The sequence below is a fragment of the Methanomassiliicoccus luminyensis B10 genome (genome assembly GCF_000308215.1).
Classification (GTDB): domain Archaea; phylum Thermoplasmatota; class Thermoplasmata; order Methanomassiliicoccales; family Methanomassiliicoccaceae; genus Methanomassiliicoccus; species Methanomassiliicoccus luminyensis.
On sequence record NZ_CAJE01000019.1, the window covers coordinates 1 to 19,588 of the forward strand.

Consider the following 19,588-nt stretch of genomic DNA (forward strand, 5'->3'; position numbering starts at 1 on the left):
CCACCGCATCTCCCCGGAGCTTCACACCAGGCGGATGTTGAACAGATGGAAGAGCGCGAGGACTATGCTCGCCCGGGTGATGCCGGCCAGGAAGTTGACCAGGGCGAACTGGCGCAGATGCATCACCCCCCTGCGGTTGAACAGGGCGAACAAGTACAGCGGCACGGTGTCGAGCATGCCCGGTATGCTCAGGAGGATGTACATGCCGAAGTAGCGGGTCTTCTCCACAAACGTCTCCAGCCCTTTGAAGACCTTGGAAGTCCCTATCCATTTCTCCAGGCCCCCGCCGACCTTGTCGCCGAGGTAGAACACTATCACCGATCCTACGGCCTTCCCGGCCCCCAGCACTAGGGCCACCACCGCAACGGGGGTCTGCCCGCTGCCCAGGAGCGCGACCTCGACCGGGAAGGGCAGGAACACCGTCGCCGCGACGGTGTAAACGAACAGAACCACACTGTAGGCTACCGGGTCATGGGCCAAGCCCTCCAGGAATATCTGCAGGCCGTTCAGGAGGTCCATTACGTTGCCCCATATGCGAAGGACATGTTAAATCCTTGCACCCTCAGACCAGCTTGATGCCCAAGAGGTAGAAGAAGGCATAGACCACCATCGCCCGCGTGACCCCTGACAGGAAGCACACTAAGGTGAACCATTTGGGCTCGAGGACCCCACGCTCGTTGAACACCGTGAATATGTAGAGCGGGACGGTATCGGTCATGATGGGGATGCTGAGGATGAGGTACAGGCCGAAGTACCCGAGCTTGGCCACCAGCCACTCGCATCCCCTCACCAGCCAATTGAACCAGCCCCATCTGGTGGACCAGCCCTTTACGGTGTCGCCGACCTTCAGGCCGATGTGGAACACCAGGAACGCGCCTACCGCTTTGCCCAGGCCCATGATGAGGGCCTTGCCCCAGAAGGGGATGGCGTCCAGGCTGAAGAACAGGCCCACCTCCACCGGTATCGGCAGGATGACGGTCGCCAGCACGACGTAGACGAAGAAGACGATGCTATATACCACCGGGTCGGAGGAGACCGCCTCCAGATAATGCATAAGGCCGTCGAAGATAGCGCCTACGTCCATTCGGGCCTTGTATTCCGTACCCCTAGAAATCCTTTTGCCACGGGGGTCCCAAGTTGCCAGACAAAATTCTCACTAGGTAATATTTTTATGGGAGATAACTAATTACACCTGCAGGGACCGATTATGGTGAGCTTAAACGATGGGAAGGACGACTGGATAAAACAGTTGGACGCCGAGTTGGAAGAGCAGACCCAGACTATCTTGAGCGATGCGGCGGAGCTGCAAAGCCAGTTGATCTCCGTGAACAGGATTCTTCTTTCCGACTTCGACAAGATCAAGGAAAGGTTCGACAAGCAGAGGATCTATCTGACCATGGAGCCGCAGAGGACCCTCTACGCTCACCAGGACGACACCCTGGAGAAGTGGGAGTTCAGGCCCGACTTCAGGTTCCAGGATGTCCGCAACATCCAGCTCATTGACCGCACCCAGGAGCAGGGACGCATGGGCGACTCCCTGAAGGTGTGGTACTACAACGACAACGGCGTAATGCGCCTGCGCACGATCTTCGAGTACTGCGAAGGTGAGCACTATTACAAGTATGCCGGATGGAAGAGGGTGTTCGGCCAGTTCGTGGTCTACGACGTGCCCCTGAGAGAGGTCGACGTCGACGCCATCCACGATAGGATAGGCGTGGTGATCAAGGCATGGTTCGAGAGCCATCTCCGCCACAACCGCGAAGTGCTCATCGCCGCTCTCAAGGAGAACTTCGAGAAGGGCGAGACCTTCACGGAGTGAGGTCCCCCGGCCCGGCGGGGCCGAACCGCCCCGCCCCCGGCCGCCAGCTGATTTTCTGGATTTTCACTTTCGGTCGGGAACGGCCAAGTTCGATATGCTGGCTCGGGACTTGCCCGGTTCACTTTCGGTGCGCCGTGTAGAATGCTTTTAATACATTATGATATACGATTGCACGAAACTTCATCAAGCGAGGTAAGAACATGATGAACAAGGAAGAGCTCGCACCCCATGTAATGGAAATGGTCAGGGTGCTGGAAGGAAAAGTATCGGAGCAGGATATCGAGAAGGACCTGGACAACTACCTGAACGTGTACAGGATGTCCCTGGAGGCCTCCAAGCGCCACATCGTGCGCAAGTACGGCGGCGATCCCAACGCCCTCACCAAGGGCGTGCGGAAGATGATCTCTCAGCTGGGCACCAGCGAGCAGAGCGCCGATCTTCTGGTAAAGGTGATATCTTCGAGCATGCGCGAGGTCTTGGTGGATGGCATCTCCAAGCCCATCCAGACCGGTGTACTGGCCGACGAGAGCGGCACGGTACCGTTCACGGTGTGGGACACCACCAAGTTCGACCTGAAGCTGGGGGAGGTATACCTTATCCGGAACGCCTACACCAAGGAATGGAGCGGCCAGCCCAAGGTGAACCTGGGCAACCGAGCCACTGTGGAGGAGCAAGCCTCCGACTCGGTCACGCTGCCTGAGGGGACGTGCGTTTCGGAGGGCTCGTCCGGCTCGTTCTCGGTGCCGTCGGTGGTCAAGGTCATCGACCTCAGGGAGAACATGAACAACCTCACCCTCACCGGGAGGATCCTTTCCCTCAGCAGGAAGGACGTGGAGGCACCGTCTGGCAAGAAGACGGTGTTCTCCGGCGTGATCGCCGACGAGACCGGGAAGGTAGAGTTCTCGGCCTGGCACGACTTCGGCCTCAAGGACAAGGAGATCGTCACCATCTCCAACGCCTACGTGAAGGGGTGGAGGGGCATCCCCCGCCTCACCTTCGGGGAGAGGGCCAATGTCGACAGACCCAAGATCAAGTTCCCCTCCGAAAGCGAGCTGGACGTGGCGACCAGGCGCACCATTGAAGAGATCGAGCGGGTAGGCGGCGCCGCGGACGTAACGGTCACCGGCACCATCGTGGACGTGAAGAAAGGCTCTGGCCTGATCTTCCGCTGCCCCGAGTGCCACCGGGTGGTGCAGAAGGGGGTATGCCAGGTGCACGGAAAGGTGCAGCAAGTGCCCGACCTCCGCATCAAGGCGGTGGTGGACGACGGCTCCGCAGCCATGACCGCGATCATGAAGAAGGATGTCACCGAGCTGCTCACTGGCATAGCGCTCAAGGAGGCCCTCGATGAGGCCCGCGACACCATGAACCCCGACATCGTGGGCACGCACGTCGAGGAGAAACTGCTGGCCAAGCCGATAGAGGTACGCGGCAATGTCACCTCGGACGAGTACGGGCTGATGATGATCGTTACCGAGGCCAAACTGGCCGCTCTCGATGTGAAGAGCGAGGCCGAGGCCCTCCTGGCCAAGGCGGAGGGAGCGCAATGATCACCAGGGAAGTGGCCTGGAGGGTGTTCGCTTCTGAGTACAACGCCTCATCCCTGGAGCTGAAGGGCGAGGGGGAGAAGGCCCCGTCGTACGTCATCACCCCCCTGGGAGCGATGGTGAACCGCATATTCATCGTCGGCGTGATGACGGACCGGCAGAACATTGGCACCGAGGCGGAGCCGCTGTGGCGGGCCCTCGTTTCCGACGGCACCGACAAGTTCTACGTGTACGCCGGCAAGTACGCGCCGGAGGCGACGCTCGCTCTTTCCAAGATAGAGCCGCCCGCTTTCGTGGCCGTCATCGGCAAGAGCCGGACGTACTCTCCGCAGGAGGGCACCATGTACATGTCGGTGCGGCCGGAGAAGATCGTCGAGGTGGACCAGCACATCCGGGACCATTGGATACTGGAGACCGCCAAGGCCACCATGCGCCGGATCGAGGCGGTGGATGAGGCCCGGGAGATGGAGTGCCCCACCGCCGAGGAGCTGGTGAAGCTGGGCTTCAGCCCCCCGCTGGCTGACGGGGTGTCCAGGGCCTCCCCGCACTACACCGACCTGGACATCAACCGCTACCGCGGGATGGTGCTGGAAGCGCTGGAGCAGCTGCTGCCGGAGCGCTCGTCCGATCTTCCCATACCTCCGGAGCTGCCGTCCTCGGCCCCCGACGAGATCGAGGACGAGGAAGAGCAGGACGACCAGGACAAGGAAGAGATCGTGCTCAAGCTCATTGACGCCCTGGACAAGAACAAGAAGGGGGCGGCGCTGTCCGAACTCATCAAAGAGGCGGCCAAGCTCGGCATCGGCGAGAGCGAGCTGGAGGAGATCAACAATTCCCTGCTGGACAAGGGCCTCATCTACGAGCCTACCATCGGCAAGATGAAGCGCATCTGAGCGAACGGGGCTCCGCCCCACCTTACTTTTTTCGTTCCATTCTTGGGTCAGAGCGGCAGCTTTCGAGCGAAGCTAACGTTCTTATAATATTATTGATATTACAATACTGTATGTCGCACAGTATATGCTGAGGTGATGAGAACGGGTTCCACGGAAGAGCTGATCGAATCGCTGGTGGTCGAACTGAGAAGAGGGACCCTGGTGCTGTCGGTCCTCAGCCAGCTGGAGCGCCCGGAGTACGGCTACTCTCTGGTGCAGAAGCTCGAGGAGAAGGACGCGGTGATCGAGCCGGGTACGCTGTACCCCCTGCTCCGGAGGTTGGAGAAGCAGAACCTGCTGGTAAGCCGATGGGACACCTCGGAAAACCGGCCGAGAAAGTATTACGAACTTAGCGAGGAGGGAAAAGAAGTGTACGAGCGCCTGAAGGAGGAGTGGAAGGGTCTCTCCAAGCAGCTCGAGGTCCTGACGGGAGGCGGCAACGATGGAACTGATTGAGCGGTACGTCCGAGCGGTGGCGGAGCGGCTGCCCGAGGACACCAGGAGCGATGTGGCGCGGGAGCTTCGAGCCAACATTGAGGACATGCTGCCGGACGGCGCCACCGAGCAGGACGTCCGGAAGGTCCTGGAGAAGATGGGGAGCCCCGCGGCCCTGGCCAATGAGTACCGGCAGTCCAAGAGGTACCTCATCGGGCCGGGACTGTACGACACCTACGTCTTCGTGCTGAAGATCGTGCTGTGCATCGCGCCGGTGGCAATAGCGTTCCTGTCCCTCGCCGGGGCCGTGCTGGACGGCGGCAGCGCCGTGGACGTCATCGCCGCGGCCATCGGAGGGGCCTTCGAGGGCGCCGTACAGGCGTTCATCTGGGTCACCCTGGTCTTCGCTATACTGGAGAGGGCAGGGGTGGACGAGGGCAGTCTGCCCTTCGGCCATAAGGACTGGACGGTGGACGATCTCCCGCCGGCGGTCCAGAACCCCCGGAGCAAGATCGACCGCGCCGGGGAGGTGGTGGCCATCATCTTCATCGTCGCGTTCATGTCCATCTTCGTGCTCCGGCCGGAGCTGATCGGCTGGTACGATCAAGCGGACGGCGGCCTGCAGGTCGCCACCCTGTTCGATCTCGACCGGCTGCAGGCGTACATCCCGGCGATCGTGGTCCTGGCGGTAATGAGCTTCGGCCTATCGGTCTGCAAGATCGTGGCCGGCCGGTGGACGCTGCCGCTGGCAGGAGCGAACACCTTGGTCAACCTCGGGAACGGACTCCTGGCCTGTATTATGCTGACGGACCGGGGGCTGTGGAACCCGGCGTTCATAGACCGCCTGGAAGGTCTCTTCGAGGTCTCGGCCGGCACCCTGGACGCTATCCTGGCCAGCGGGGTGACGGCGGCTATCGTCGTCATCGTCCTCCTGCTCATCATGGATAGCGTCATGGGCTTCCTGAAGAGCAAAGAGGTCCGGCTGCTCGACATCCCCGAGAGGATACGGGCCTGGATAGGGGCGGAAAGGTGAGCGGCCGAGGGGAGGGATGAGAGAGGCCTCAGAACCTCTGGATCTCCCCCAGCAGCCGGTCCTCGAACTCCCACTCTGCCCTGAAGTGCTCGTTGTAGTCCTTGATGATGACCCAATACCAGTAGACGGCGAAAACGCCGAACAGGAACGTCAGGATGAGATAGAGCACGGTGCTCCGCTCGGGGACGGCCGGCCGGGGAGGGCTCAGCTCCATCCCCACCTGCGAGCCGGCGTACTGGGCGTTCTGGGCGAAGGCGACCCAGCGGCGGTCGTGGTGCGGGGTGTACTCGGTCAGGAACCACATGGAGTAGTACCACAAGATGCCGCCGACGATGGGAATGAGCGGCGCCAGGGTCCAAAGGAGGGGGTCCCTCTGCTTCTCGTTGAACACTCCCTCGCGGTCGATCGCCTCCATCGCCTGGACGTACTGGTACACGTTCTGGCCGGCGCCCCTCTCCTCGCCCTTGGCCCGGAGGAAGTCTATGAGGGCCCGTCGGAGGGCGGCCTCCCGGGCGATGTGCTCATACTGCCGCTTCAGCAGCTTGTAGTTGAGCACCAGGAACAGCACCATGGATACCAGGCTGGCGATCGCCAGCACGGCGATGTCTGCCCAGAACGGCCCCAGCCCGCTGTTGGGATCGAAGCCTTCCGAGAACGCCGTCGCCATCCTCAGGCCCATCGCGACGACCGCCACGATGCTCACGCCCAATGCGAGTATGGGCAGGAGTATCCACATGTCGGAGAGGACCTCATCGCTCTGCCCCCTTCTCCGGATTATGTCCGCGATCCTGGCCTTGGCCCCTTCCGAGGATTGCCATGATGCCGACTGGCGGACCGGCTCCGACATCGGCGAGGTGAGGTCATAGCCGCATCCGGCGCAGTACCTGTTGCCCGGCCGCGACTCCGCGCCGCAGCGGGGGCATTTTCCTGTTTCAGCGCTCATGCTCGATGCTCCGATGATAGATTATCGCAATCTCGATATATTATTATGCTCAGCTCCGGACGACCATAGACACGTACCCCACCACCTCGTCCATGGGCGTCACGTCCCCGGAGCTTCCGTACTTCAGCAGCTCGGCCTTCTTGCCGCCGGACGCCAGCATCATGGTCATGACCGGACCGTAGCCGCACATGGACACATCCCTGCGCACCACCGTGTCGTACACACCCTCAGGGTCAGCGGCGAGGATCTTGTCAATGACCGCATGGTCCTGCCTCTCCGCCTCCTGGGCCGGGACGTAGTGCGAGAAGTCGGTGGAGGCTATGAACACCACGTCCTTGCCCTGGCACGCCCGCCTCAGCTCCTCGGCCACCTCCACCGCGGTCTCGTAGTCCTGGGCGGCCATGGAGATGGGGACTATCTTCGCTTTGTCGCTGAAGTATTGTATGAACGGCAGCTGCACCTCGATAGAGTGCTCGTAGCGATGCGCGGACGGGTCGTCGACCACCAGCCGCCCCATCCTGCCGGCGATGTCCTCGTCGATCTTCACCACTCCCAGGGGCGTGGAGAAGTCCTCTGTGCTCATGGCCACCGGGGCGCCCATGGCGTGGTGGTTGGGACCCATGATGACGAACGTTTCAGGAAACCCGTCCCTGGCGAGAGCGCCGTAGGTGTGGGCGGCCACCGGTCCGGAGTACACGTACCCGGCATGAGGGGCGACCGCTCCCACGATGCTGCGCGGCCCGTTCTTGTTGAGCTCGGGGATCTCACCCGGGCCGAGGGGGGAGAGGAACGCTTTCTCTATCTCCGCGCGAACGGCGCGCTCGCCCCCTGCATAGAACTTTCCCGCTACCGCCGGACGTCTCATGGTCGAGCAGAAAATGCGCTGGTATGATATTTACAATTTGTCCGCAGCGCGAGCTCATATCTGGATGAGAGAAAATAAAGGACTGGACCGGACGCGGCGCGCCCGTAAGAGATTGAACGAAGACAGCTCAAAGGCTGGCTTCGAAGTCGTCCATGGTGAGCTTGAACTCGTCGTCGCTCTTTATGACGCCCCGCTCCTTCAGGATCTCCCTGGTAAGGAGCCAGTAGACACAGGCGAGGGCGCGGCGGCCCTTGTTGTTGGTAGGGATGACGAGGTCAACGTTCCTGGTCTCGTTGTTGGCGTCGCACAACGCGACGATGGGGATGCCCACGTTAAGAGCCTCGGCGACAGCCTGCTGGTCGGCGGCGGGGTCGGTGACGAGGAGCACTTCGGGCTCCAGGAACTCGGGGATCTCGGGGTTGGTCATGGTGCCGGGGACGAACCTGCCAGCGAAGATCTTGCACCCAAGGGTCTTTCCGAACATCTTGGCCGGCTTCTGGCCGTACTGCCTGGCCGAGGAGACCACGATGCGGTCAGGAGCGAACCTGGCCAGGAACTTGGCCGTCGCCCTGATGCGGGCGTCGGTCTGCTTGACATCCATTACGTACAATCCGTCCGACCTGACCTTGAAGATGAACTTCTTCATGTCGGCGCTCTTCTGCTGGGTACCGATATGGACACCGGAGGTAAGGTATACGTCCTCAGGCACCAGAAGATCGGTCTTAGTTTCCTCGCTCATCTTAAAACCTCATGCGTCTCTTTTAACAGTGATAGGGATGGCTCCCCTATCGTACTCAAGCATGGCAATCTCGACGGGGTCGATCATCCCCTGAGGGATGTCGATGAGAACCGGCGCACCCAAGGAAACCTGCAAAGACCGGGCACCAATGATACGCGCCTTTTCAAATCTAGTGTATTTCATGCTCTCACACCACGCGGGAGTGGCCTGATATTAACAGTCCACTTATAAACTTTTTGCAAGCAATGCAAGGCCGCAAATCGACAGCCAGACGTCTCAAGGCCATACTTCTTCATTCATCCTCTTTTGGCATCACCTTGTCCTAGTTCTGGGTTGTGACTAGGGTTTTGGTGCTTATGCCATAATACAGGATTGATTTAAACGCTTTGGCGGCGGGCCGCCTGCGGGGCCGCTCTAGAGGTGTTCCCGGGCCCCCGTTCGAGGTGGCAACATTCTATATTCGTCGTGCTCAAAAGAAATGAAGCATGGTGAACGTGGTCCTGCTCTTCGCCCCCCTGGTCGCCACCATCGCCGTGTCCCTCGGACTGGCATTATATGGGTGGACGCGGAGCAGCCTCCGCGCAAGGACCCTGTTCGTGGTCCTGACCCTGCAACTGGCCTTCCTCGCCGCCTTCGCCTGCATGGAGCTGTACGTCCCGGACCTGCCGGGAAAGGTGCTCTGCAACAACATCGAGTACCTCGCCGTCGCCACCATGCCGCCGGTCTTCCTGCTGTTCACCCTCAACTTCCTTGGCAGGAAGCCCGCCACCGCCCTGTCCACCGTTCTGCTGTTCGCCGTCCCCGCGATGACGTTGCTCCTGCTGTGGAGCAACGACTATCACCACCTGTTCTACACCCAGGTCAGCCTGGATACGGCGAGCAGGTACTCCACCCTCATCCCCGACTACAATATCGGCTTCGCCGTCCACACCGCTTACTCCCTGCTGCTGCTGGTGACGGGGGTAGCCATGCTGGCCGTCTCCTTCCTTCAATCGTCGAGGATGCATCGGAAGCAGGTCCGGCTGGTCCTCGTGGCCGCGTTCATCCCCTTGTTCTGCCTGCTCCTGGGCCTCTCCAGGGCGTTCCCCGTGAGCCTCACCTACTTCATGGTGATCGGGTTCCTCGCCGCGGGGGTGCTGATATTCCTGGGCACGTTCATGTACGAGCTGTTCGACGTGGTGCCGCTGGCGCTGTCCAACATCATCGACACCGTGGACGACGGCGTCATCGTCGTCGACACCGCCGGGCATGTGCTGTTCGCCAACCAGAACGTAATGAGGAGGATGGGGTGCCAGGATAGGGACGTGTACGCCCGGCCGGTGGAGGCCATATCGCCCGGCCTGTCCCGGGGGAGCGTGGAGCGGGCCCGGAGGGGGGACCTGGTGGAGGTGAAGCTGGGCCGGGAGCCAAACGAGCGGGTTTTCCAGCTCGGCGTCGACGATATCGTCGACAGCGGAGGCACCACCACCAGCGTGCTGCTCACCCTGAGGGATATCACCGAGGAGAAGCAGATCGCCGAGGCGCTGCGGGAGGCGAACGTCAAGCTCAACCTCCTGTCAAGTATCACCAGGCACGACACCCTGAACCAGGTTACGGTGATCCAGGGCTACGCGGAGATCATGATGGAACGGACGCTGGAGGAGGGGGACCAGAGGAAGTACGGGGAGCGTATCGTCGCGGCGGTCAAGTTCATCGAGAAGCAGTTCCTGTTCGCCAAGAGCTACCAGAGCCTGGGGGTGAACGCACCGGCCTGGCATAGCGCCTCCGCCATATTCGAGCGGGCTTTCGCCCTAGGCCTCGCCGAGGGGCTGGAGGCGGAGTTGTACCTCAACGACCTGGAGATCTTCGCCGACCCCCTGGTGGACAGGGTGTTCAGCATCCTGCTAGACAATACCAAGAGGCACGGGGAAAGGGCCACGCGGGTCAAGGTGTGGCATGTGGTGGCTGGCGAGATCCTCACCATCGTCTATGAGGACGACGGGGTCGGCATACATCCCAAGGAAAAGGAGCGCATCTTCGAGCAGGGCTTCGGCAGGGACAGCGGACTGGGGTTGTTCCTCGCCCGGCAGGTGCTGGAGGTGACGGGGATGACGGTCAGGGAAACGGGGGAGCTGGGACAGGGAGCGCGGTTCGAGATGGCGGTGCCTAACGGCAAGTGGAGGCTGGCGTCCGCTCCCGCCCCGCCCCAGGAAGTGAGGCTGGTCGGCCACTGAGATCACTTCGTGCCCAGCTTCTTCCTCATGTGGGGGACGAGCCCGCCATCGTTCAAGATGTCCAGGAGGAACTCCGGCGGGGGGTTGAAGTTGACGCAGCTCCCGGTGCGGGCGTTGCGGACCGTCCCCGCCTCCAGGTCGACCTCCGCGGGGTCCCCGCCCTCGAACATGCCTGCGGCCTGAGGGCAGATGACTATGGGAAGCCCCACATTGATGGAGTTGCGGTAGAAGATGCGCGCCGCGCTGCCCGCGATCACGGCCCCGACCCCCGCGGCCTTGAGGGCCAGGGGCGCCTGCTCACGCGACGAGCCGCAGCCGAAGTTGCGGGCCGCCACGATGATGTCGCCCTTCCTCACGCCGGCGGCGAAGGTCGGATCTATGTCCTCCATGGCATGCTTGGCCAGATTCTGGACATTGTAGTCGTCGAGGTACCGGCCGGGGATGATGAGATCGGTGTTGACGTGGTCGCCGTACTTCCATACCTTTCCGGAGATCATGTCACGCCCTCCTCGGATCGGTGATCTCGCCCTTTAACGCGCTCGCCGCTACCGTTTCCGGCGACGCCAGGTACACCTCGGCGTCGGGCGACCCCATCCTCCCGCGGAAGTTGCGGTTGGTGGTGGAGATGCACCTCTCGCCGGCGGCGAGGAGGCCTTGGTGGCCGCCCAGGCAGGGGCCGCATCCGGGGTTGGTGATGACCGCGCCGGAGCGGGCGAGGGAAGCTAGTATTCCGTTCTCCGATGCCTCGATGTACACCTCGCGCGACGCGGGGACGACGATGAAGCGGACGTCCTTGCTCACCCTCTTGCCCCGGAGGAGGGCTTCGGCGGCGGCAAGGTCCTCCAGCCTTCCGTTGGTGCAGGAGCCCAGCACCGCCTGGTCTATTTTCGTTCCTTCGACCTCGCCGACGTCCACGACGTTATCGACGAGGTGGGGGCAGGCCACCTTCGGCGCTATGGCCCCCGCGTCGACCTTCAGCTCCTGGTCGGCGTCGCCGCTCATCTGCCATTCCCGCTCGTCCCACCTCTGCTCGGTGCGGCCGGCGAGGAACTCCTTGGTCTTCCGGTCGGGGAAGCACACCCCGGCCTTGGCACCCATCTCGATGGCCATGTTGCTCAGCACCATGCGAGAGGCCACGCTCATGCGGTCGATGGCGCTGCCGACGTACTCCACGCACTTATAGTCCGCGCCGTCGGCGCCGAGCTCGCCGATGATGTGTAGGATGACGTCCTTCGATGCCACATGAGGGGCGAGCTGGCCGCTCACGTGGATCCGCAGGGTCTCCGGCACTCGCAGCCATATCTCCCCGGTGGCCCACACCGAGGCCATCTCCGTGGCGCCGATGCCGGTGGAGAACGCGCCCAAGGCGCCGTAGGTGGTGGTGTGAGAGTCGGTGCCGACGATGAGCCGGCCGGGCAGCGCGTGCCCTTTCTCCGGCAGCACCTGGTGGCAGATGCCCTCGCCCATGTCATAGAAGAAGGGTATGCGCTCCTCGCGGGCGAACGTCCTGACCTCGCGGTGCCCCTCCGCGGTCTTCACTGTATTGGCGGGGACGCGGTGGTCGAACAGCAGGACCACCTTGCGGGGGTCCCACATCCTCTCCGCCCCGATCTCGCGGAAGGCCTTTAGAACGAGCGCGGCGTTCTCGTGCGACATTGCCAGGTCCACTTTCGCGTTCACGATGTCCCCGGTGCGGGCGTCCATACCGCTCGCTCTCGAAAGGACGCGCTGGGCAAAGGTCATCCCGGCCATGGATCCGTCTAATCCCGGCATGACATATAGCGGTATCGGCCCAGCGGGGAAGGGGCCCGGCCGCTCATGCCGCAAATATTATATTTAGATACTTGCCGGAAAGTGGGCGAGCGGCCTTCTCGCGATGTGCTCAGGTTTTCGATGATTCCCTTCGAATTACCGGATTTCACAACGTATATTCGTAGTATTCTTAAAAGATAACATAGTGCATCTACGATTGTCGAGGTCGATGTTCGATAATGCTATATATCGATTCTTATTTCCTCAATCCTGTAGTAAGAGGGAGAATAGGCATGGAGGATACCATTCCACCCAAGAACCCTGGAAATCTCCAGGACTATGAGAAGGCGTGCCGAGAGTTCACCTGGGCATCGGTGGACAAGGAGTTCGATTGGTCCAACGGTGGCATCTACAACGTCGCCCATGAGGCCGTGGACCGGCACGCCCAGAACTGGAGAAGGAACAAGATCGCTCTGTACTCGATCACCGCGGACAACGATGTGCGCAAGTACACCTTCGGCGAGATGTCGGAACTCACCAACAAGCTCGCTTCCGGGCTGGTCAAGCTTGGCGCCGAGAAGGGGGACCGCGTGTTCGTCTTCCTGGACCGTACATCGGAGCTGTACATTTCCATGGTGGGCATCGCAAAGATGGGTGCCATCGCCGGCCCCCTGTTCTCGGCCCTCGGCCCCGAGGCGGTGAAGGACCGCGCCCTGGACTGCGGTGCCAAGTACGTCATCACCTCGCCTTACCTGTACAAGAGGCTCGAGCCCATCAGGGACGACCTCGTTGACGTGCAGAAATACATCATCGTGGGCGACAACGCCGGACTTGGGGACAACACCGTCAAGTTCGACGACATCCTGGCCTCGGGCGACCCCAACTACCAGGTCGAGAGCATGAACCCCTCGGACCCCTACATCATCATCTACACTTCCGGTTCGACGGGAAAGCCCAAGGGAGTGATGCACGGCCACAAGGCCATGGTCCAGCAGCTCTTCACCTCCAAGAACGTCCTCGATCTCAAGGAAGAGGATACCTACTGGTGCACCGCCGACCCCGGCTGGGTCACCGGAACCGTTTACGGCATATTCGGGCCATGGTTCCTCGGCACCACTCTCATCTCCTACGAGGGCAGGTTCGACGCCAAGATATGGTACGGCATCCTCGAGAGGTACGGCGTCACGGTGTGGTACACCGCCCCCACCGCCCTGAGGATGCTCATGAGGGCCGGTGACGATGTCGTTAAGGAGTTCGACTTCTCTCGGCTCAGGCACATCTGCTCGGTGGGCGAGCCCCTGAACGCTGAAGTGGTCAGGTGGGCCATGAAAGTGTACGGAAAGAGGATCCATGACACCTGGTGGCAAACCGAGACGGGTGCCCAGCTCATCTGCAACTATCCATCCATGACCATCAAGCCCGGCTCTATGGGCAAGCCCATCCCCGGCGTCATCGCCGCCGTGGTCGACGAGGAGGGCAACGAGGTGCCGCCGAAGAAGGAGGGGTTCCTGGCGCTCCGCCCTGGCTGGCCGTCCATGATGATCGGCATCTGGAGGAACACCCCCAAGTTCAAGGAGTACTTCAGGATCCCGGGCTGGTACATCGCCGGGGACCAGGCCTACAAGGACGAGGAGGGATATTTCTGGTTCCTTGGTCGGGCGGATGACGTAATCAAGACCTCCGGGGAGAGGCTGGGACCGTTCGAGGTGGAGTCCGCTCTGATCGAGCATCCCGCCGTCGCTGAGGCCGGTGTCATCGGCAAGCCCGACGAGCTGAGGGGCGAGATCGTCAAGGCGTTCATCTCCCTGCGTCCCGGGCACCACCCCTCGGACAAGCTCAAGGAGGAGATCACCAACTTCGTGAAGACCCGACTGGCGTATTACGCGTATCCACGGGAGATCGAGTTCGTCGATTCCCTGCCGAAGACCAGGTCCGGGAAGATCATGAGGCGGGTCCTGAAAGCGAAGGAGCTGGGGCAGCCGCTGGGCGACCTCTCCACGCTGGAAGAGTAAAAACCTTTTGCAAATCTCCCTTTTTTATTTTTTATATTTATCTATACTATTTATCAACGAATCTATGGTCGACGGCGGTTTAGCGCCTGATCGATACGATCTACCGTCCGTCGTAATGATCTCAATTTCAATCAGTCCGTGTTTTTTCCAAAAATTATTTACGAACCAGCCTCTCGATCCATCGCCTCCCCTTTTGACAGAGACATGTTGGATCCTGTCAACCGGAATGAATCGCTCAGAGCCACGAATGTTATTCATCATGCTTTGTGATATTTGGACCCCGTCTGCATATACGCGCATTGGCGTCGCAGATAAACATAATAGACCAGACATTTTAGACGAAATGAAGAAGCCCGCCGTTGCCAATAGCAGCAATATCCCGATTATTGCTGCTGCTGGCTGATTAATCGACTCTGCGAAGAAAAATATTGCCATTGACAGAAAGAGGATGGCTAAAAGGATATCTCCCCAACACTCTACCTTAGCATATCTACCAGTTCTATTGAATGTTTTTATTAAAAAATCCCTTGACACTTTTTCCTCGAAGAGTAGTGCTTGGCGGCTCGTTGGCATCCAAAAACTAAATTGCAAACGTAGTACGTAAATGATACTGCGCCTGCGGACCAGGTATTTTTATTGTAAGGAATGTATTAGCTGGTGCCCTTACGTCAAAGATTATTTGAGAAAACTTTGGGATGAAAAATGGAAAAGTAGCCGACCGGGGTCGGCCTCGGACAGTAGTTCTTCAGAGCAGGTCCTTCGGCACTTTGGTGAAGAGCTCCTTCCACGACACGAACCCGACCATCTTGCCGTCCTTGTTCACTACGGGAAGGCGGCGGATGTTCTTCTCGTTCATCAGCTTCAGGGCGTCGGAGACCTTGGAGTTCTCCGTTACCGTGATGACCGGCTTGCTCATTACCTCGGACACCTTCAGGCGGAGGAACTTGGACTGGTTGCTCAGGAAATGGCGCAGCACATCGCGCTCGGTGAAGATCCCCAGGACCTTCTCATTGTCATCCACAACGATCACGCTCCCCTGATCATGGTCCACCATGAGCTCCACTGCGCTAGAGACGGAGTCTTCGGGAGAGACTACTTCTTTCTTCTGGGTCATGTAATCCTTGACGAGCGCGGCCATATTATCGGAGCATAATATGGAGAACGATTGATAAAGGCATTGGTCCGCATGACTGGCTGGCTGCTGAAACCATCAACCCAAAACGACAAACGTGAATTTTCGGGACCCTCGGCGCAACGGTTAAGGACGTGAACGGGACGTCGCCGGCCGTGAGCACATCAAAAGTGAATATCTCCGGCGATGACGCCGATACTGATCTATTGATCGCTGCCGGGGCGTCCCCGGACATCTCCCCGGCGCTCCGGAGGCCGGGAAGGGAGCTCTGCCTGGTCACCCCGTCCTGCCGGAGAGCGTGGGACAAGGGTGATTTCAGACCCACCCGGGCCGGCGACGCCTACACCGGATGCTTCTCCCGGAAGTGCCAGGCCTACGCGGAGCGCTTCTATCCAGGCGCGTGGTGCGTGCTCGACGCCCGGCATGGCTTCATGTTCCCCGACGAGGTCATCAGGAAAGCGCATTCGGCCTGCCTGTACCAACCGTGGACCGAGCCGCTCACCCTCGACGAGCTGAAGGTCCGGGTCAGGAAGCGCAAGCTGGACCAGTACGAGCGCATCACCGTGCTCGGAGGGCGACGGTTCATCATACTGGTTGAAGATGCGTTCCCCGGGAAGAGGGTGAGGGCGCCGCTGGCCGGCGTCGGCGGGATAGGAGAGATGATGCGCGCCCTCAACGAGGCCATGATCATCGGCCGGAGGCTGTGAAATCGATCTCGGCCTTGCTCCTTTTTCATTCTTCCAGGCGGGCATCGATCTCGCCACGGTGGACGCATACCTCTTATCCAGGAACTGCCGGCGGTCCGCTGCGACCGTCTCCCGCCCGCTTGCCTTCCGGGCCTCCAGGGCGCTCATCATCTGACCCTGCCCCACCTAATCACCGGGGCCTTATCCCGAACCACTCCGCCTCTTCCCTGAGATCATGGTAGCCATGATCGAGGAGGACGGCGGCAAGGACCGCTGCCGCGCCAGCGATAAGGGCCAGGGGCTGCGTCAGAAGGAGGGAGATCAAGATGGAGCTCGCCGCCGCCATCCCCGCGGCGGCGTAGCGGCACCGCCTGTTCCGGCGCGCTTTGCCGTAGTCGGAGATGAAGCGGCCCTCCGAGTCGGGAGGCCCCAGCACCGAGGCGAAGATGGCCGCCGAGAACAGGGTGGCCTGGTACATCGCTTCCCGGGGGTCCTGGCGCGGCCGGACCGCCCTTACGCACTCGCGAACGAAGAGGGGCGAGCACACCGCCATGTCGATCCCTTTCCTCACCGCCTCGCGGGGCGGCACCAGGTCGGCGATATCCTCCTCCCGGAGGTCGTGGCTTCGGTCCAAGAGGCCGGGCGACACCGACTTGTCCTGAATGTAATGCAGGGCCCTGCCCAGGCACCGCACCGCCTGGCGATCGTCCCCTCGAAGGTACGCCTCCCGGGACCTCCAGGCATGGCCCATGATTATGCCCGCAGGAGGATCGTGATGGGGCGCCCTGCCGATGAACGTCCTCCCCATCCGGTCGACCTTCATCGCCGCGTCCGGCCTCCTGTCGGGGTCCACCGATCCTTCACAGAGCTCCTCCTCCAGATCGTCAGGCAGGCCCATCTCCTCGGCGATGGCCCGGGCGATGGCGGTATGGCTCTTCCACTTCATCCCATTCCCGGGCCGGGACCGGCCGACCGCGTATATAAGTTGACACGGCCACTTCATTGAAAGTGGCGCCGCGGCCAGTACAGGAACGCCGCCACGACCGCCACCGCCACGGCAAGGGACAGGGCCATGAGGTTCTTGGCGGTCAGCTCGCCCACCACTTTGTAGTCAAAGTGGACCTGATAATAGACCTCGGTCTCGTTGGGAGACCCGTTCCTCAGCACGAGCTGGTACGACCCCGGGGACATCTGCTCGGTCCAGTGAACGGTGGTGACCTGTTCCGCGGAGCCGGGCATCACCTCGCTCCGGGGGGTGCCGTCCGACGCAGGGCTCAGGTCTACCAGGGTCACCTCCACCGGCTCGTCGGAACCGATGATGAAGGTGACCCGGGCCGGCGAGGGGATATCGAACCGATAGGTCAGGATCTCTCCCGGGCCGAGCGCGACCTCCGCCTCCTCGGAGAAGGGCAGGGGCACCGCGGCCAGCGCCACCATCACCACCAGTGCCGGGGCCAACATCCTCCCGTTCATGTCTATACAACTCGTCCAGCCTTTTCATAATTGTATTGGGCAAATCCTGAATACCCGCCGCCCCCATCAACATCACATGCCGATTCAGCGCCTGTTCGCTCGCCGCGACCGGAGGACCTATCCCGGCGCGGCCATGGGAGAGATCGTTGGAAGAGCGGATACTTTCCTGGGGCAGTCCCAGTTCCGCGTCGAGCACGTCTCCCCCACCCAGCTCCACGCCGAGCAGTACTATCAAAAGCTGGGCCTGCGCCGGGTGGTGGACCTGTGGTTCCAGGAGGACGGCGGGAACGTCACTGTCACCATGGACTTCTCCGCCACCCTCGGCGACGGGGAGGCGGTGGTCGGACTGGTAGGAGCGCTGGTGTGGCTCCCCCTGACCGTCGCGGTCGGCGCGGTGAGCTATCTGGACTACCAGCGCGACGCGGACACCTTCGCGTGGTCCTTCTGGAAATATCTGGGTTCCTCTTCCGCGCCGTACTCGGGAGCGCGGTGCGGCAACTGCGGCCTCGAGCTGGACCGCGATTCCAGCTTCTGCAAGCGCTGCGGCGCCAAGGCGCAGGTCTGACGCAGGTGGTCAAGTTGTCATCAATTTGTCAGACAAGATTTAAATAATCGCTAGTCCATTGCATGAATCATGTCTCAGGATGGGAAGACATTCAAGGATAACGCGATCAACGGCCAAAGCCTTGGCGTGGTCTCGATCGCGGTCGGATTTGCGATACTGATCGGAGCGTACCTGATCAGGGACAACATATGGCTCATCATCCCCGTGGTGATGCTCGAGGTCGGCATCTATGGGATGGCGATCGCTCTGTCGCCTCAGATGCGCGGCTCCTCCACCTCCGGGCGCTGGGGCAACGACTCCACCTACACCATGTTCTGGTCGAGCATGGTCATCGTGGTCGGCATCATGTGGATCATATATGACCAGCTCAAGGACGCCAATCTCATACCCGCGTTCATCGCCGTGTTCCTGTTCTACTTCGGCATCACCGTGATGATGCTGAACCGGAACAAGACCACCAGGACGCGTGTCTGGTAAACCCCACTAACTGTCTTCGGCGGGCCCCGGCCCCAGACCTGGGACCAAAGAGTTCCGGGCGCCCGCCCCCCACAATCTTTATTCCGATGGCGGTCCCACATTACTTCTCGAACCTGCTTATGCAGGGCTTAGGGGAAAGCGATGACGTACTGCACCCAATGCGGCGCCTCCGTGAAAGAGGGCCACAAGTTCTGCTCCCAATGCGGACGAGCCGTGGACGTGGCGGAGCGCCCCGCATCAAGAGCGGAGGTGCCGCAGGCCCCCCTCCCTCCTCCGGCGGAGCCTCCGGCGTTCCCGCCGCAGCTGGCCGGGGTCATCGAGCCGCTGCCGGGCGAGAAGGCCGTCCGCCTGTGGCGGACCCGCTACCTGAACTACGGGGCGAGGGAGCTGGAAGAAGGGATGGACGGACTGCGGGAATCGGGGAAGGGGCTGCTGATCGCCACCAACCACCGCCTCCTCTACGTTCACGAGAAGGGCGCCCTGCGCACCACCGGGTACGAGGTCCTGGAGAACATTCCCTATAGCTCGATGCGCGGACTGGAGACAAGGAGCAACGAGGTCCAGGTACCGCTGAAGGAGGAGAATGCCCTCACCCCCCGGTTCATGGACGCCTCCGCGGTGGAATGGAACACCCTGAAGAGCGTGCAGCATCTGGGGACGGCGGACCTGTACGCCGATCTGAAAGGGCTGTTCGGCTGGTGGAGTTCGCACGGGGCGGGCGGGGAGCAGATGGTGGACTACTCAGTCCTGAAGGCCAAGGCGGACCGGGCGGGGATCTCCATACCCTCGGCGAGGTGCCCGAAGTGCGGCGCCGACGTGACGCTCCCGACGATGGGCGGCGTCGCCCGCTGCCGCCGCTGCGGCGGGGCCATCTTCCCGCAGGACGTGGTGAAGAGGATGCGCGCCATCATCGACGGGGATTGTAGGCGGCCCTAAACCAGCCAGACGGTCCGGAGTTAACCTTA

The 19,588-nt window shown here is 61.3% G+C and carries 22 protein-coding genes; 11 read left to right on the forward strand and 11 right to left on the reverse strand.

The genetic code is table 11. From position 1 onward, the window contains the following. Window positions 1–21 precede the first annotated feature (21 nt). Together WYS_RS10590 and WYS_RS10595 are read right to left on the reverse strand one after the other, a co-directional pair. On the reverse strand, window positions 22–519 hold the full coding sequence (locus WYS_RS10590) for a hypothetical protein (RefSeq protein ID WP_019178146.1): 498 nt from the start codon (window positions 517–519) through the stop codon (window positions 22–24). A gap of 43 nt (window positions 520–562) precedes the next feature. Further along, window positions 563–1,084 carry a hypothetical protein gene (locus tag WYS_RS10595; protein ID WP_019178147.1) on the reverse strand — a complete coding sequence of 174 codons (522 nt, stop codon included), beginning with the start codon at window positions 1,082–1,084 and terminating at the stop codon, window positions 563–565. A gap of 123 nt (window positions 1,085–1,207) precedes the next feature. Here WYS_RS10595 and WYS_RS10600 point away from each other — a divergent pair, with 123 nt between their 5' ends. From WYS_RS10600 to WYS_RS10620, 5 genes are all read left to right on the forward strand, one after another. Beyond that, entirely contained in the window at window positions 1,208–1,819 is a 612-nt protein-coding gene (locus tag WYS_RS10600; protein WP_019178148.1) for a hypothetical protein, read from the forward strand. A gap of 200 nt (window positions 1,820–2,019) precedes the next feature. Then, a complete protein-coding gene (locus WYS_RS10605; protein WP_019178149.1) occupies window positions 2,020–3,369 on the forward strand; it encodes a hypothetical protein in 1,350 nt (449 codons plus the stop codon). Next, on the forward strand, window positions 3,366–4,259 hold the full coding sequence (locus tag WYS_RS10610) for an RPA family protein (RefSeq protein WP_019178150.1): 894 nt from the start codon (window positions 3,366–3,368) through the stop codon (window positions 4,257–4,259). The genes WYS_RS10605 and WYS_RS10610 overlap by 4 nt, the downstream gene beginning before the upstream one ends. Before the next feature lie 135 nt (window positions 4,260–4,394). After that, window positions 4,395–4,754, forward strand: a complete 360-nt coding sequence (locus tag WYS_RS10615; RefSeq protein WP_019178151.1) for a PadR family transcriptional regulator — start codon at window positions 4,395–4,397, stop codon at window positions 4,752–4,754. Further along, entirely contained in the window at window positions 4,741–5,766 is a 1,026-nt protein-coding gene (locus WYS_RS10620) for an HAAS signaling domain-containing protein (protein WP_026069029.1), read from the forward strand. The genes WYS_RS10615 and WYS_RS10620 overlap by 14 nt, the downstream gene beginning before the upstream one ends. Window positions 5,767–5,794: 28 nt before the next feature. Here the strand turns inward: WYS_RS10620 and WYS_RS10625 are convergent, their stop codons facing one another. The 4 genes from WYS_RS10625 to WYS_RS10640 all read right to left on the reverse strand — a co-directional run bounded on the left by WYS_RS10625 (window position 5,795) and on the right by WYS_RS10640 (window position 8,496). Next, complete coding sequence (locus tag WYS_RS10625; RefSeq protein WP_019178153.1) at window positions 5,795–6,709, reverse strand: zinc ribbon domain-containing protein; 915 nt, start codon at window positions 6,707–6,709, stop codon at window positions 5,795–5,797. 49 nt (window positions 6,710–6,758) lie between these two features. Next, the gene (locus tag WYS_RS10630) at window positions 6,759–7,574 is read right to left on the reverse strand and encodes an MEMO1 family protein (RefSeq protein ID WP_019178154.1); all 816 of its coding nucleotides are present in this window, start codon (window positions 7,572–7,574) and stop codon (window positions 6,759–6,761) included. A 127-nt stretch (window positions 7,575–7,701) separates the two neighbouring features. Continuing rightward, the gene (gene rpsB / locus WYS_RS10635) at window positions 7,702–8,313 is read right to left on the reverse strand and encodes a 30S ribosomal protein S2 (protein ID WP_019178155.1); all 612 of its coding nucleotides are present in this window, start codon (window positions 8,311–8,313) and stop codon (window positions 7,702–7,704) included. Window positions 8,314–8,322: 9 nt separating this feature from the next. Then, entirely contained in the window at window positions 8,323–8,496 is a 174-nt protein-coding gene (locus tag WYS_RS10640; RefSeq protein ID WP_019178156.1) for a DNA-directed RNA polymerase subunit K, read from the reverse strand. A gap of 302 nt (window positions 8,497–8,798) precedes the next feature. On the opposite strand from WYS_RS10640, the gene WYS_RS10645 reads away from it, so the two are divergent. After that, entirely contained in the window at window positions 8,799–10,526 is a 1,728-nt protein-coding gene (locus tag WYS_RS10645) for a histidine kinase N-terminal 7TM domain-containing protein (RefSeq protein ID WP_019178157.1), read from the forward strand. 2 nt (window positions 10,527–10,528) lie between these two features. Here the strand turns inward: WYS_RS10645 and WYS_RS10650 are convergent, their stop codons facing one another. Together WYS_RS10650 and WYS_RS10655 are read right to left on the reverse strand one after the other, a co-directional pair. Then, a complete protein-coding gene (locus WYS_RS10650; protein ID WP_019178158.1) occupies window positions 10,529–11,023 on the reverse strand; it encodes a 3-isopropylmalate dehydratase small subunit in 495 nt (164 codons plus the stop codon). Window position 11,024: 1 nt separating this feature from the next. Then, entirely contained in the window at window positions 11,025–12,278 is a 1,254-nt protein-coding gene (locus tag WYS_RS10655; protein ID WP_019178159.1) for a 3-isopropylmalate dehydratase large subunit, read from the reverse strand. 293 nt (window positions 12,279–12,571) lie between these two features. On the opposite strand from WYS_RS10655, the gene acsA reads away from it, so the two are divergent. Further along, complete coding sequence (acsA, locus tag WYS_RS10660) at window positions 12,572–14,290, forward strand: acetate--CoA ligase (RefSeq protein WP_019178160.1); 1,719 nt, start codon at window positions 12,572–12,574, stop codon at window positions 14,288–14,290. A gap of 745 nt (window positions 14,291–15,035) precedes the next feature. Here the strand turns inward: acsA and WYS_RS10665 are convergent. Next, window positions 15,036–15,428: a CBS domain-containing protein gene (locus tag WYS_RS10665; protein WP_019178161.1), complete on the reverse strand. Its 393-nt coding sequence runs from the start codon at window positions 15,426–15,428 to the stop codon at window positions 15,036–15,038. A gap of 149 nt (window positions 15,429–15,577) precedes the next feature. On the opposite strand from WYS_RS10665, the gene WYS_RS15125 reads away from it, so the two are divergent. Next, entirely contained in the window at window positions 15,578–16,129 is a 552-nt protein-coding gene (locus WYS_RS15125) for a DUF6884 domain-containing protein (protein ID WP_147654280.1), read from the forward strand. Window positions 16,130–16,298: 169 nt separating this feature from the next. Here the strand turns inward: WYS_RS15125 and WYS_RS10675 are convergent, their stop codons facing one another. Together WYS_RS10675 and WYS_RS10680 are read right to left on the reverse strand one after the other, a co-directional pair. Then, complete coding sequence (locus WYS_RS10675; RefSeq protein ID WP_019178163.1) at window positions 16,299–17,054, reverse strand: hypothetical protein; 756 nt, start codon at window positions 17,052–17,054, stop codon at window positions 16,299–16,301. A 53-nt stretch (window positions 17,055–17,107) separates the two neighbouring features. Next, on the reverse strand, window positions 17,108–17,581 hold the full coding sequence (locus WYS_RS10680; protein WP_019178164.1) for a hypothetical protein: 474 nt from the start codon (window positions 17,579–17,581) through the stop codon (window positions 17,108–17,110). Between the two features lie 76 nt (window positions 17,582–17,657). On the opposite strand from WYS_RS10680, the gene WYS_RS10685 reads away from it, so the two are divergent. The 3 genes from WYS_RS10685 to WYS_RS16395 all read left to right on the forward strand — a co-directional run bounded on the left by WYS_RS10685 (window position 17,658) and on the right by WYS_RS16395 (window position 19,559). After that, entirely contained in the window at window positions 17,658–18,146 is a 489-nt protein-coding gene (locus WYS_RS10685; RefSeq protein ID WP_019178165.1) for a zinc ribbon domain-containing protein, read from the forward strand. A 69-nt stretch (window positions 18,147–18,215) separates the two neighbouring features. Beyond that, window positions 18,216–18,623 (forward strand): hypothetical protein, encoded by a 408-nt coding sequence (locus WYS_RS10690; RefSeq protein WP_019178166.1) that lies wholly within the window; start codon window positions 18,216–18,218, stop codon window positions 18,621–18,623. A 141-nt stretch (window positions 18,624–18,764) separates the two neighbouring features. Then, window positions 18,765–19,559, forward strand: a complete 795-nt coding sequence (locus tag WYS_RS16395; RefSeq protein ID WP_019178167.1) for a zinc-ribbon domain-containing protein — start codon at window positions 18,765–18,767, stop codon at window positions 19,557–19,559. The last annotated feature ends 29 nt before the right edge of the window (window positions 19,560–19,588 follow it).

Coding starts and splice junctions, on each gene's coding strand:
- WYS_RS10630 (WP_019178154.1), bottom strand. CDS start 7,574: ATGAGACGTCCGGCGGTAGCGGGAAAGTTCTATGCAGGGGGCGAGCGC.
- WYS_RS10675 (WP_019178163.1), bottom strand. CDS start 17,054: ATGAAGTGGAAGAGCCATACCGCCATCGCCCGGGCCATCGCCGAGGAG.
- WYS_RS10600 (WP_019178148.1), top strand. CDS start 1,208: ATGGTGAGCTTAAACGATGGGAAGGACGACTGGATAAAACAGTTGGAC.
- WYS_RS10665 (WP_019178161.1), bottom strand. CDS start 15,428: ATGGCCGCGCTCGTCAAGGATTACATGACCCAGAAGAAAGAAGTAGTC.
- WYS_RS10650 (WP_019178158.1), bottom strand. CDS start 11,023: ATGATCTCCGGAAAGGTATGGAAGTACGGCGACCACGTCAACACCGAT.
- WYS_RS10685 (WP_019178165.1), top strand. CDS start 17,658: ATGCCGATTCAGCGCCTGTTCGCTCGCCGCGACCGGAGGACCTATCCC.
- WYS_RS16395 (WP_019178167.1), top strand. CDS start 18,765: ATGACGTACTGCACCCAATGCGGCGCCTCCGTGAAAGAGGGCCACAAG.
- WYS_RS10640 (WP_019178156.1), bottom strand. CDS start 8,496: ATGAAATACACTAGATTTGAAAAGGCGCGTATCATTGGTGCCCGGTCT.
- WYS_RS10655 (WP_019178159.1), bottom strand. CDS start 12,278: ATGGCCGGGATGACCTTTGCCCAGCGCGTCCTTTCGAGAGCGAGCGGT.
- acsA (WP_019178160.1), top strand. CDS start 12,572: ATGGAGGATACCATTCCACCCAAGAACCCTGGAAATCTCCAGGACTAT.
- WYS_RS10620 (WP_026069029.1), top strand. CDS start 4,741: ATGGAACTGATTGAGCGGTACGTCCGAGCGGTGGCGGAGCGGCTGCCC.
- WYS_RS10615 (WP_019178151.1), top strand. CDS start 4,395: ATGAGAACGGGTTCCACGGAAGAGCTGATCGAATCGCTGGTGGTCGAA.
- WYS_RS10605 (WP_019178149.1), top strand. CDS start 2,020: ATGATGAACAAGGAAGAGCTCGCACCCCATGTAATGGAAATGGTCAGG.
- WYS_RS10690 (WP_019178166.1), top strand. CDS start 18,216: ATGTCTCAGGATGGGAAGACATTCAAGGATAACGCGATCAACGGCCAA.
- WYS_RS10610 (WP_019178150.1), top strand. CDS start 3,366: ATGATCACCAGGGAAGTGGCCTGGAGGGTGTTCGCTTCTGAGTACAAC.
- WYS_RS10680 (WP_019178164.1), bottom strand. CDS start 17,581: ATGAACGGGAGGATGTTGGCCCCGGCACTGGTGGTGATGGTGGCGCTG.
- rpsB (WP_019178155.1), bottom strand. CDS start 8,313: ATGAGCGAGGAAACTAAGACCGATCTTCTGGTGCCTGAGGACGTATAC.
- WYS_RS10590 (WP_019178146.1), bottom strand. CDS start 519: ATGGACCTCCTGAACGGCCTGCAGATATTCCTGGAGGGCTTGGCCCAT.
- WYS_RS10625 (WP_019178153.1), bottom strand. CDS start 6,709: ATGAGCGCTGAAACAGGAAAATGCCCCCGCTGCGGCGCGGAGTCGCGG.
- WYS_RS10595 (WP_019178147.1), bottom strand. CDS start 1,084: ATGGACGTAGGCGCTATCTTCGACGGCCTTATGCATTATCTGGAGGCG.
- WYS_RS10645 (WP_019178157.1), top strand. CDS start 8,799: ATGGTGAACGTGGTCCTGCTCTTCGCCCCCCTGGTCGCCACCATCGCC.